Genomic DNA, 12,778 nt, shown 5'->3' with positions numbered 1-12,778 from the left:
TTACTCAGCCGAATCGCTAAGTGTTGGTTGTTCTTCTGAAGCAGGTACGATCTCAACGTCGTCAATTTCAACATTCTTGATGTTGTATTGCTTTTCAAGCTCTTTCACTTGAACGTGTTCTAGTGCATCTAGATCCATGCTATCAGCTGCAATGTTCGCTTTTAGTCGAGCCATCTGACGAAGGATTTGGCTTGTTGCCAACTTACGCATCTCATCTTCGATCATGTCTCGTTCAACCGACTTCGCAAGTGCAGTTAGCGGGTTATCTAGGTAACTACGGGTTACGCTGGTTGAGAACGTCTTTGAGCCTAGATCCGGGACAGTTACGCGGTATGAAGCGCGGAATGTCAGTTCTTTCTCTGCTGCACGAGTGTTTTGGTATAGAGACAGAGTTCGCTCACCTACGCTCTCACTAATAATGTGCAGGTTAGGGGTATTCTCAGCCGGTGGTACAATTTCTACATCATTCATACGCAGTTGACCTTTCATCATACGTGTAAACGTACTGTATTGGTCGTAACTGGTTACGGAGATCTTGTTGAGTTCTTCTGGTACGGAGTAATCACCACGCAGGTGGAAACCACACGCACTTAATAGGCTGACGGTTAAAACAACAACAGTAACTTTCAATGAAGATAGTGAAATCAGGCGCATTATTTGATGGCTCTCATGAAGGTAGAATACTTATTTAAAGGCTTTAATTCGTTCTAGTTGTTAGGCTCGAGTCTAAAGCGCTTAAATAAGTAGACAGGGTAATTAGTTACCCTGTCTACAGACTGCTTTTGATGAATTAAGTTCGTTAATTCTTTAGCAATTGCATTGTGCTAACGAAATTAGTTAGCAACGATGTTTAGAAGCTTACCTGGTACGAAGATAACTTTACGGATAGTTAAGCCATCTAGGAACTTCTTAGCGTTCTCATCGTTTAGACCAAGTTCACGAACTTGCTCTTCTGTTGCATCAGCTGCAACTGTTAGTTTCGCACGTAGCTTACCGTTGATCATGACAACGATAGTTTTCTCGTCTTCAACTAGCGCTTTCTCATCGAAAGTTGGCCATGTTGCTGAGTCTACGTTTGATTCACCAAGTGCAATCCACATTTCGTAAGAGATGTGCGGAGTCATTGGGTAAAGCATGCGTACTACCGCTTTTAGCGCTTCATCAAGGATTGCACGATCTTGTACAGATTCTTGAGGAGCTTTCGCCAGCTTGTTCATCAGTTCCATGATTGCAGCGATTGCCGTGTTGAACGTTTGGCGGCGGCCAATATCGTCCGTTACTTTGGCGATAGTCTTGTGGATATCACGACGAAGTGCTTTTTGGTCGCCAGATAGCGCAGAAGCATCAACAGACTCAGCAGCACCCTTAGAAGAGTGAGCGTGAACCAATTTCCAAACACGTTTAAGGAAGCGGTTAGCACCTTCAACGCCAGACTCTTGCCACTCAAGCGTCATGTCTGCAGGTGATGCAAACATCATGAATAGACGTACTGTATCAGCGCCGTACTTGTCTACCATCTCTTGTGGGTCGATACCGTTGTTCTTAGACTTAGACATTTTGATCATGCCTGAGTGTTCAACTTCACGACCTTGATCGTCGACTGCTTTTTCGATGCGACCTTTACCGTCACGTTCAACCGTTACGTCAGTCGGTGCAATCCACTCTTTGGTGCCTTTTTCGTTTTCGTGATAGAACGCGTCAGCCAGAACCATGCCTTGACACAGTAGTTGCTTGAACGGTTCGTCAGACGTCACGTAACCAGCATCACGTAGAAGCTTATGGAAGAAACGAGAGTAAAGGAGGTGCATACAAGCGTGCTCGATACCACCAACGTATTGGTCAACTGGTAGCCAGTAGTTTGCTTTCTCTGGGTCTAGAATGTCGTCTGCTTGTGGAGAACAGTAACGTGCGTAGTACCAAGAAGATTCCATAAACGTATCGAATGTGTCTGTCTCACGTAGAGCAGGCTCACCGTTGAATGTTGTCTCAGCCCAAGACTTGTCGGCCTTGATTGGGCTCGTTACGCCATCCATAACTACGTCTTCTGGAAGAATAACAGGCAGTTGGTCTGCTGGTACTGGGTGAACTTCACCGTCTTCAGTGGTTACCATTGGGATTGGAGCACCCCAGTAACGCTGACGAGATACACCCCAGTCGCGTAGACGGAAGTTTACTGTCTTCTTACCTTTGCCTTCTGCTTCAAGCTTCGCAGCGATTGCATCGAATGCTTCTTGGAAAGCAAGACCATCGAATTCACCAGAATCGAACAGTACACCCTTCTCAGTGTAAGCCGCTTCAGACACATCTAACTCAGAACCGTCTTCAGGCTTGATTACTGGGATGATATCGATGCCGTACTTAGTTGCGAACTCGTAGTCACGTTGATCGTGAGCAGGAACCGCCATTACCGCACCTGTGCCGTAATCCATAAGTACGAAGTTTGCTACGTATACAGGAACAACACGACCGTTAAGAGGGTGGATAGCCGTTAGGCCTGTATCCATACCTTTCTTTTCCATCGTTGCTAGTTCAGCTTCAGCAACTTTAGTGTTACGACACTCTTCAACGAATGCAGCAAGCTCTGGGTTGTTCTTCGATGCTTTCTCTGCAAGAGGGTGACCTGCAGCGATACCAACGTAAGAAACACCCATTAGTGTATCAGGACGTGTTGTGTACACTTCTAGTGGTGCTTCTTCGCCGTTAACAGCGAAAGATAACTCAACACCTTCTGAGCGGCCAATCCAGTTGCGCTGCATGGTCTTAACCATTTCAGGCCAACCTTCAAGGTTGTCTAGGTCGTCTAGCAGCTCTTGAGCGTACTCAGTAATCTTAATGAACCACTGTGGAATCTTCTTTTGTTCTACTGGAGTGTCACAACGCCAACAGCAACCGTCTTCTACTTGCTCGTTTGCTAGTACAGTTTGGTCGTTTGGACACCAGTTAACAGAAGAGGTCTTCTTGTAAACCAGGCCTTTCTCGTAAAGCTTAGTGAAGAACTCTTGTTCCCAACGGTAGTACTCTGGAGTACACGTCGCGAATTCACGGTTCCAGTCGTAACCAAAGCCAAGAAGCTTAAGCTGGTTTTTCATGTACTCAATGTTTTCGTAAGTCCATGGTGCAGGCGCTGTGTTGTTTTTTACAGCCGCGTTTTCTGCTGGTAGGCCGAATGCATCCCAACCGATTGGTTGCATTACGTTTTTGCCTTGTAGACGTTGGAAACGAGATACCACATCACCGATGGTGTAGTTACGCACGTGACCCATGTGCAGTCGGCCACTTGGGTAAGGGAACATAGAAAGACAGTAGAATTTTTCTTTGTTTGGGTCTTCACTTACAACGAAAGTTTCGCTGTTATCCCAGTGTTGTTGAACCTTTTGTTCAATCTCTTGCGGGTTATATTGTTCTTGCATCGATGGTATCCGGTTATCTTGGAATTTGTGAGTTCGGTTAGAACAGAATCTTACAGATCGTCATAGAATACCTAAAGGAGCTGAGTACAACAATAGTTATACCCTTCATACTTGCAGTTGCAGCGTGGTTGATTGCGTAAATTCAACCGAATTACTAAGGACAGCTATACTTAAGAGTATGAATTGCATTTGTTTGTAAGCGGGAGTGCATTGCAGCGCATCCGTTTGCTCACTAAAAGGTTGGTTATCTTAAGGAGGTTGTTATGCCGAAGAAAAAAGCGCTCTATGAAGAAGTCGTCGAAGAGGTGATTGAAACGCTGAAGCATAGTCCTGAAGAGCTCAACAACAAAATCGAAACGTCGGGCAAGTTTGCGAAAGCAGCTAATGATATGACTAAAGATGAGCTTTCATTGATCTCAGCCTACGTGAAGTCGGACTTAAAAGAGTTTTCCGAAAGCTATGAAGAGAGTAAAAGCGGTCCATTCTATTTGATGATTGCGGACTCTATTTGGCAAGGGCTGTTGGATATTACTGATCGTACTAAGGTGGAATGGGTTGAACTGTTCCAAGACTTAGAACACCAAGGCTTGTATCAAGCGGGTGAAGTCATTGGCTTGGGAACCTTAGTATGTGACGAGTGTGGTCATCAAACCGAATATAACCACCCAACTAATATCATCCCATGTATTAAATGTGGTTCTAAAGGGTTTAGTCGTAAAGCCCTTAAACCGTAAGCTTCTGAACCATAGCGTATCAACGTAAAACCACAGCAATGAAAAAGGGTTGACCCAATCAGTCAACCCTCAAATCACTTTTCGTCGAATCTAGCTTTTTGGCTTTCTAATTACCCAACCAATCACCAAGCTGAGCATCGCCCAGATATACAGTGGCCAAGTACCTACTGTGTGATAAGGCGTTTGACCATCCGTTGAAATGAGTTCAGCTTTTAACACTGCCGTTTCAAACTGAGGCACTTGCTTGATTATATTGCCTTTGTAATCAGTAACTGCCGTCACACCGTTGTTGGTCGAGCGAATAACCGGCTTACCAAGCTCCAGAGCACGCATCTGTGCAATTTCCATATGTTGCAGAGGGCCAATCGAACGACCAAACCACGCATCGTTAGAGAGCGTTAAAATAAAGTCAGTCTCGTCGGTTACGTTCTGTCTAACTTGATCATTAAAGACTATCTCATAACACAACGCAGGCGCTAAGTGACGACCATTTGCCACTATGTTGGGTTGAACAAAATCGCCACGGCTGAATGATGACATTGGCAAGTTAAAGAAAGGTGCTAATGGGCGCAAGATATCTTCAAACGGCACAAACTCACCAAACGGCAATAGGTGATGTTTATGGTAGCGTTCGTCTGGATCGTAGCTGTATTCACCGTATGGATTCACACCGAGAGAAAGAATACTGTTGTAGTATTTCTTATCTTCAGACTGATTAAGCACACCAGTGATGATCGAGCTGTCATTCATCTTCGCTGCGCTATCTAAGTTACGTAGGAAAGAAGGAATCTCTACCTCAAACGCAGGGATAGCGGCTTCAGGCCAGATGATGATATCCGCGTCCCAATTTTCTCTGCTTAAATCGGTGTACTTCATCATGGTCGGCCAGCGATGACTCGGCAGCCATTTGCTATCTTGATCGACATTACCTTGAATCAATACCACTGATGTTGTTTTTTCAGGGTTAGGCGTGACCCAATCGATATTTCGAATACCAAAACCTGCGCTAAATACGACGGCGGGAATGATAGCGATACTCCAGGCCCGGTTAACAATCGCATAAGCGAATGCAGAGGCTGAAACAATGATCACTAGAGTAATTAACTCGACACCGCCAATCGGTGCAAATGACCCCAATGGCGAATCGATTTGGCTGTAGCCAAGCCAAAGCCAAGGGAAGCCCGTCATTACCCAGCCACGCAGCCAATCACTGATTAACCACAATGCAGGAGCTGCAAGGAAAAATCGGCTTAGATTATTGGCAGGGAAGAACTTGTTCAAACTCCAGGCAAATAGGCCGGAATAAACCGCTAGGTAGCCAATGAGCAGTGCCATCAAAAACAGGTTGGCTGCCAGTGGCATGCCGCCAAAGTGATCGATGCTGACGTATACCCAACTGATACCTGTGGTGAATTGACCTAAACCCCATGCGTAGCCAATCCAAAGCGCACTTTTAGGAGAGCGATTGTGGATCAGTAACAGCAACAAAGCTGGGCTGAGAATAGCAAGAGGCCATATAGAGTATGGAGCGAATGAAAGGGTGGTTATAGCGCCAACAAAAACGGCCGCAAGCGGCCGTAATAGGCGATGAATAAATGTCTTAGTCATCTAATTTCTGTCATCTCTTTAGAGAGAAGTTGTTATTCTTCGATAGTCGGAAGAGGCTGTTCGTCAGGAATGGTTACCTGTAGCTGAATCACACGACGGTTATCTGCTGATGTTATTTTGAAATGGTAGTTTTCGATTTCTACAATTTCGCCACGAACCGGCAGGTGACCGAGTGCTGTCATAACCATGCCGCCTACCGTATCCACTTCATCGTCACTAAAGGCAGTGTTAAACGTATCGTTGAACTCTTCAATAGTGGTTAAAGCTTTTACAGAGAAGGTATGCTTACTCAGCTTACGAATATCTAGCTCTTCTTCATCGTCGAACTCGTCTTCAATTTCACCAACGATTTCTTCGAGGATATCTTCAATGGTTACCAGGCCAGAAACTCCGCCAAACTCATCGACAACGATAGACATGTGGTAACGCTCTTCTTGGAATTCCTTAAGCAGGCGATCAACTCGCTTACTTTCAGGAACAACTACGACAGGGCGAATCACTTGTTCGATATCAAATGGGGCACTTTCTGAACCCAAATACTTAAGTAGGTCCTTCGCTAATAGAATGCCTTCAACATGGTCTTTATCTTCACTGATCACTGGGTAGCGAGAGTGTTGAGCATCAGTAATGAGCGCAATCAATGTATCTAGATCATCGGTGCGTTCAACTGTAACCATTTGAGAGCGAGGCAGCATGATATCGCGTACTCGCATCTCTGAAATTTCCATAACACCCTCGAGCATGTCGCGTGTGTCGTGGTCAATTAGGTCATTAATTTCTGAGTCGCGGATTACATCTACGAGCTCTTGGCGATCTTTTACTTCACCTTGAAATAGTTGGCCTAGGCGTTCAAAGAAGGACTTTCTACTCGGACCTTCAGATTTTTTACTTCCCTCAGAAGTGGGGGGGTTACCTTCGTTCATGATTTCTCAAAAAATAACGCTATCAGAAGTGTGATAGCACACGTTACAACTCAGATTCCTGCGAAAATCACAGGTTCGATGAGTTATTGTTTCTCTGCAACCTACTTTACTAGAATCAATTTACTTTTCTAGAATGTAAGGGTCTTCAAACCCCATAGATTGCATGATTTCTGTCTCGAGTGACTCCATCTCTTCAGCTTCATCATCTTCGATATGATCATAACCTAGCAGATGCAGACTGCCATGTACAACCATATGAGCCCAGTGTGCTAGCAGAGGCTTACTTTGCTCTTCTGCTTCTTTTTCGACAACTTGGCGGCAGATAATGAGGTCGCCCAGTAAATCTAACTCGATCCCTGGAGGAGCCTCGAATGGAAAAGACAACACGTTAGTTGGCTTGTCTTTTCCACGATATTCATGATTGAGCTGGTGGCTTTCTTGCGTATCAACGATACGAACCGTCAACTCAGCATTCTCTTGAAACTGAGGAATGGTCTTGTCCAACCAAAGCTGAATATCTTGCTCAGTTGGAAGACCTTGCTCATTTTCGACCGCTAATTGCAGGTCTAGTTCAATAGACATCTATTTATCACCTTGTTCTGCAATTACAGAACTATTTTGTGTTGCTAATTGTGTCGTAACTGACTGCTGAGCCTCAAGAAGTTTGGCTTCACGCTCTTCACGTTTACGCTTTTCAAACTCTTTGCGCTCTTTCTGGTCTTTTGCTTCCCACTTCTCGTATGCGTTGACGATACGAGCAACCACAGGGTGACGAACGACGTCTTCAGACATGAAGAAGTTAAAACTAATGTCATCGACTTCATTGAGGACTTCAGTCGCATGGCGTAAGCCTGACTTTGCACCACGAGGTAAATCGATTTGCGTAATATCACCAGTGATCACAGCGCGTGAGTTAAAACCGATACGGGTTAAGAACATCTTCATCTGTTCTACCGTGGTGTTTTGACTCTCATCAAGAATGATAAACGCATCATTCAATGTACGACCACGCATGTAAGCCAGTGGCGCAACTTCAATTACGTTACGTTCAATCAGCTTCTCAACTCGTTCAAAGCCAAGCATCTCAAACAGCGCATCGTAAAGTGGACGTAAATATGGGTCGACTTTCTGGCTTAAATCACCCGGTAGGAAACCAAGCTTCTCACCAGCTTCAACAGCAGGGCGAGTCAGTAGGATTCGGCGAACCTCTTGGCGTTCAAGTGCATCAACTGCTGCAGCAACGGCTAAATAGGTTTTACCTGTACCTGCTGGCCCAATACCAAAGGTGATGTCATGAGTCACCATGTTCATTAGGTATTGTGCTTGGTTTGGCGTTCGAGGTTTGATAACGCCTTTTTTAGTCTTAATGGTCACTTCTTTGCCGTAGTCAATTTCAGACTCGACGTGTTGCTCCAAAATGCCTGACTCGGTGATCGCCAGATGTATTTGCTCTGGTTCGATATCGATTATGTTGCCTTTAACTGGAGCCGTTTCAACATAGAGGTGTTTGATGATGTCTAAAGCTGCGGCTGTAGTGTGAGGCTTACCGACAATCGTGAAAAAGTTGCTACGGTAATTAATCTCAACGCCCAGACGACGCTCAAGGTGCTTGATGTTGTCGTCAAATGGTCCGCATAAACTTGCCAAGCGCTTGTTGTCTGCTGGCTCTAGATTTATCTCTAAGGTAACGATTTTATTGCTCAAATTAGCCTCTCATTTTGTGCCACTCACTCTTAAATAAAACAAAGAGCAAAAAGCCCGATTTAGACCGGGCTTCTGATGGTGATATCCCTATTTCTAAGATGGTCACTTAGTTAGGTAATTTCAAGCTTTGTGTTTGCGCTTTGTGCTCAAACAGTTGTATTGCCTATGGTGTAAATGTTGCTACACCTAGCTCGTCTTCACGTTTTGTTTTTTCCATCATTTCTGCTGGAGTCATAACAACGCGTAGACCCATGTCTTTTTCTGTGCGAACTAGCTCACCACGTAGTGAGTTGGTGTAAACCTCAGTGATCTTCACATCTACGAATTGACCGATTAGGTCTGCAGAACCTTCGAAGTTCACAACACGGCTGTTTTCTGTACGGCCGCGAAGTTCCATTAGGTTCTTTCTTGATGGGCCTTCAACAAGGATACGTTGCTCTGTGCCTAACATTAGACGAGAGAAGCGCATAGCTTGTGTGTTTACCGTTTGTTGCAGTTCGTATAGACGATCTTTCTTCTCTTGTGCTGGTACATCACATGGGTAATCTGCCGCTGGCGTACCTGGACGAGGAGAGAAAACAAAGCTGAAGCTCATATCGAAATCAACTTCTTTAATTAGCTTCATTGTATCTTGGAAGTCTTGCTTAGACTCACCAGGGAAACCAACAATAAAGTCAGAGCTGATTTGAATGTCAGGACGAGCTTTACGCAGTTTACGGATAATAGATTTGTACTCGATAGCCGTATGTGGACGCTTCATCATCGTAAGAATACGGTCACTACCACTTTGTACTGGTAGGTGAAGGAAGCTCACTAATTCTGGTGTGTCTTTGTAAACTTCAATGATGTCGTCACCAAACTCAAGCGGGTGGCTTGTTGTGAAACGAATACGGTCGATACCGTCGATAGAAGCAACAAGACGAAGCAGTTCTGCGAATGAACAGATATCACCTTCGTGAGTTGGACCGCGGTATGCGTTTACGTTTTGACCTAGCAGGTTAACTTCACGCACGCCTTGCTCGGCAAGTTGAGCAACTTCGAAAAGGACATCATCCATTGGACGGCTAACTTCTTCACCACGTGTGTATGGTACAACGCAGTAAGTACAGTATTTAGAACAACCTTCCATGATAGAAACGAACGCCGTCGCGCCTTCAGCTTTTGGCTCGGGCAGGTTATCGAACTTTTCGATCTCTGGGAAAGAGATGTCCATTACTGGCTTTTCGTTAGACAGTGATGACTTAATCATCTCAGGCAAACGGTGTAATGTTTGTGGGCCAAAGATAACGTCTACGTAAGGTGCACGTTGACGAATGTGATCACCTTCTTGAGTCGCTACGCAGCCACCCACACCGATCACCACACCTTCTTTTTTATCTTTAAGCGTTTTCCAACGACCAAGCTGGTGGAATACTTTTTCTTGCGCTTTTTCGCGGATAGAACAAGTATTCAATAGTAGTACGTCTGCTTCCTCAGGTACTTCAGTTAGCTCATAGCCATTTGCAGCGTTAAGCAGGTCGGCCATTTTTGATGAATCATATTCATTCATCTGACAGCCCCAAGTTTTAATTAGCAGTTTCTTACTCATTATATGTTCGCTCGATCGTTAGTTTAATTTAAGGGAGCAAATCGCCCATTATTCATCCGCTAGCCCCGTTTGTCATAATTCGGTATTCAATTTTATGACAGGCTCTAGCGGCAAGCGGCGTATTGTACTGGTTTCAAAACCGACTGACTAGTAGTCTGAACAAATCTCTTATGTAGTGGTTTTTATTATCGTTAACGCCATATGCCATAAGGGATAACCCTTTTTTCGAATAAGGTTTTTGGTTACAAGTTAGTTATGAAAAAGTACAATCAAAAACAGTCAAAGAATCAAACTGATAAGTACAAAATATGAACAGTTACGATATTGTAGTAGTCGGTGGCGGCATGGTTGGCGCAGCAACAGCAATCGGTTTTGCAAAGCAAGGTCTGAGTGTTGCGGTGATCGAAGGTTTTGCCCCACAAGCTTTTGATGAGTCACAAGCGATGGACATTCGTGTGTCAGCGATTTCTCAAGCATCGGTCGATTTGCTTGAAGATCTTGGTGCATGGCAAAGTATTGCAGCGATGCGAGTGTGTTCTTATAAGCGTTTAGAGACGTGGGAGCATCCAGAGTGTCGTACTCGGTTTGATGCTGCATCACTAGACCTTCCTCGTTTGGGCTATATCGTTGAGAACAGACTCATTCAATTAGGTTTATGGTCTCAATTTGATGCCTACGACAATCTCGAACTGTTATGTCCAGAAAAGCTCGATGTGATTGAGTTTGGTGAAACCAATATCGTTAAGCTTCAATCTGGGGTTGAGTTATCTGCGAAGTGGGTGGTTGGTGCTGATGGTGCGAATTCAGCCGTTCGTCAACAAGCTGGAATTGGCATTACGGCTTGGGATTATCGACAACACTGTATGCTTATCAATGTAGAAACAGAACAACCTCAGCAAGATATTACTTGGCAGCAATTTCTACCAAGTGGTCCTCGTTCATTTTTGCCTTTGTGTTCTCTAACCTCTGACGGTCAAGAAGTCGGGCAAGGCTCGTTAGTTTGGTATGACTCTCCACTGCGTATTAAGCAACTGTCAGCAATGACTCCTGAAAAACTACGCAACGAAGTACTTACTCACTTTCCTAAAGAGTTAGGTGATATCAAAGTCTTGAATTCGGGTTCTTTTCCTCTGACACGACGTCATGCTCAATCATACTCGAAGAATAACTGTATTTTAGTCGGGGACTCTGCGCATACGATCAACCCTTTGGCTGGACAGGGTGTTAACTTAGGCTTCAAAGATGTATCAGTACTGTTGAATGTCACCAAAGAAAAGGGTGAATTGAATCAGTCTGTAGCAAGACGCTATGAAGTGATGAGAAGAGGCGACAACCTAATGATGCAGAGTGGCATGGATTTCTTCTACAAGACATTCAGCAACGACATTGGTCCGCTCAAGTTTGTGCGTAATGCCGCACTAAAACTCGCAGAGAACTCTGGGCCGATTAAAACTCAAGTATTGAAATACGCCTTGGGTCTTTAAGTAGCTAGTTTAATTGGTTGCAAAAGAAGAGGAGAGCTGATGCTCTCCTTTTTTGTATCTGGTGATTACTATCGCTGTTGCGTCACACAAACAGGCGCATCTAGCTCTAACGAGTAGCCTGTATAAACCAAAGAACCGTCCTCATTATCTCGCTTGAATGAGGTGATGTTGTTGGAGTGCTGGTTGGCGGCTATAAGCCATTTTCCATCGTTCGTTATATGGAAGTCTCTTGGGAATTTGCCTTCAGTGTCGTAGCTTTCAATGAAAGTCAGCCTGTGAGTCTCAGAGTCGACTTTGAAGCTGCTGATTCTTGATTGGTGTCGACATGACACATAAAGGAATTGCTCATCAGGGGATAGCTTAATCGCTGCTGCGGCTTCTCCCTTCTCCATATTAGGCAATGCATCAATCTCTTCCACTACATTCCAAATGCCTAAAACCTTTTCCAAAATCAGTAACGTTTCAGAGAGTTCACAGACCACATAGGCTCTGTCTTCAGCTCTGTTAAAGATTAAATGACGAGGTCCATTGCCGGCGGGCACCTTAATAGACTGCATTGGCTCATCAAGGAACTCTTCTTGCTCTTCATCAAAGCAATAGAAGTTGATGCGATCGGTGCCGAGATCGACAGTCACAAACTGTGGTGAGTTTTGTAGGAACAGACATTGATGGGCGTGTGGGCTTGTTTGTCTCTCTTTGTTCGGCCCGGATCCAACCATCTTGATTGTTTTGAGTCGCTTATCGATGCTGCCATTGATACTTAAGCTAAAAATATCGAATGTGCCTGATGAGTATTGCGACGTGATAGCAAACTTATTGTGTGGATCTATCGCGACGTGACAAGGGTGATCTCCCGAGATGAGGCTCGCATTGGGCGTTAGCTGTGAATCAACATTAGGTATATGAATGAGCTGGGGCTGTTTTTGCTGGTCAACTTCCGATGCAGTATAGATCCCAGTCTTTGTTACAGTAACAAAAGAGGGGTTAGTACATTTGATGATCAGCTCTAGAGGTAATAGTTTTCCTGTTTCTAGATCTAACTGAGTTTGATAAACACCTTGGCTTTTACTTGGCGTATCTGTGTAGCAACCGATCGTTAAGGGGAGGGCTTTCATAGGCTAGTCATACTCAATTAGAAAATGGAGCTGACATTGTCTTATAAAATCGTATTAAAAGTGAGGTTATAGAAGAGAATACTTGGTGACTTGGCTAGCAGATTTGCATATTCCAGATAAAACAAAACCCAGCTAAAAAGCTGGGTTCTATTTAATGATGGTGCGGTCGGAGAGACTTGAACTCTCACACCTCTCGGCGCCAGAACCTAAAT

At 44.5% G+C, this 12,778-nt stretch carries 10 protein-coding genes; 2 read left to right on the top strand and 8 right to left on the bottom strand.

Annotated features, from left to right (window positions below; all coding sequences use genetic code 11):
* Positions 1-654: an LPS assembly lipoprotein LptE gene (gene lptE / locus AB6E85_RS23420; RefSeq protein ID WP_372144420.1), complete on the bottom strand. Its 654-nt coding sequence runs from the start codon at positions 652-654 to the stop codon at positions 1-3.
* 179 nt (positions 655-833) lie between these two features.
* Positions 834-3,410, bottom strand: a complete 2,577-nt coding sequence (gene leuS, locus AB6E85_RS23415) for a leucine--tRNA ligase (RefSeq protein ID WP_017068503.1) — start codon at positions 3,408-3,410, stop codon at positions 834-836.
* Between the two features lie 263 nt (positions 3,411-3,673).
* Between leuS and AB6E85_RS23410 the strand changes: the two genes are divergently transcribed.
* The gene (locus AB6E85_RS23410; protein ID WP_017062329.1) at positions 3,674-4,144 is read left to right on the top strand and encodes a zinc ribbon-containing protein; all 471 of its coding nucleotides are present in this window, start codon (positions 3,674-3,676) and stop codon (positions 4,142-4,144) included.
* 90 nt (positions 4,145-4,234) lie between these two features.
* On the opposite strand, the gene lnt is transcribed toward AB6E85_RS23410, so the two are convergent.
* From lnt to miaB, 5 genes are all read right to left on the bottom strand, one after another.
* A complete protein-coding gene (lnt, locus tag AB6E85_RS23405; protein WP_050633689.1) occupies positions 4,235-5,752 on the bottom strand; it encodes an apolipoprotein N-acyltransferase in 1,518 nt (505 codons plus the stop codon).
* Between the two features lie 32 nt (positions 5,753-5,784).
* On the bottom strand, positions 5,785-6,675 hold the full coding sequence (gene corC / locus AB6E85_RS23400; protein ID WP_012603382.1) for a CNNM family magnesium/cobalt transport protein CorC: 891 nt from the start codon (positions 6,673-6,675) through the stop codon (positions 5,785-5,787).
* A 120-nt stretch (positions 6,676-6,795) separates the two neighbouring features.
* Positions 6,796-7,257: an rRNA maturation RNase YbeY gene (gene ybeY, locus AB6E85_RS23395; protein ID WP_012603383.1), complete on the bottom strand. Its 462-nt coding sequence runs from the start codon at positions 7,255-7,257 to the stop codon at positions 6,796-6,798.
* Positions 7,258-8,379, bottom strand: a complete 1,122-nt coding sequence (locus AB6E85_RS23390) for a PhoH family protein (protein WP_372144418.1) — start codon at positions 8,377-8,379, stop codon at positions 7,258-7,260.
* A gap of 163 nt (positions 8,380-8,542) precedes the next feature.
* The gene (miaB, locus tag AB6E85_RS23385; RefSeq protein WP_012603385.1) at positions 8,543-9,967 is read right to left on the bottom strand and encodes a tRNA (N6-isopentenyl adenosine(37)-C2)-methylthiotransferase MiaB; all 1,425 of its coding nucleotides are present in this window, start codon (positions 9,965-9,967) and stop codon (positions 8,543-8,545) included.
* A 308-nt stretch (positions 9,968-10,275) separates the two neighbouring features.
* Here miaB and AB6E85_RS23380 point away from each other — a divergent pair, with 308 nt between their 5' ends.
* Entirely contained in the window at positions 10,276-11,451 is a 1,176-nt protein-coding gene (locus AB6E85_RS23380; RefSeq protein WP_048607939.1) for a 2-octaprenyl-3-methyl-6-methoxy-1,4-benzoquinol hydroxylase, read from the top strand.
* Positions 11,452-11,519: 68 nt separating this feature from the next.
* On the opposite strand, the gene AB6E85_RS23375 is transcribed toward AB6E85_RS23380, so the two are convergent.
* On the bottom strand, positions 11,520-12,566 hold the full coding sequence (locus AB6E85_RS23375; RefSeq protein WP_372144415.1) for a lactonase family protein: 1,047 nt from the start codon (positions 12,564-12,566) through the stop codon (positions 11,520-11,522).
* Positions 12,567-12,778: the final 212 nt, after the last annotated feature.

The organism is Vibrio sp. 10N.247.311.51 (assembly GCF_041467855.1).
Lineage (GTDB): Bacteria > Pseudomonadota > Gammaproteobacteria > Enterobacterales > Vibrionaceae > Vibrio > Vibrio coralliirubri.
This window is presented reverse-complemented; position numbering and strand designations above follow the sequence as displayed.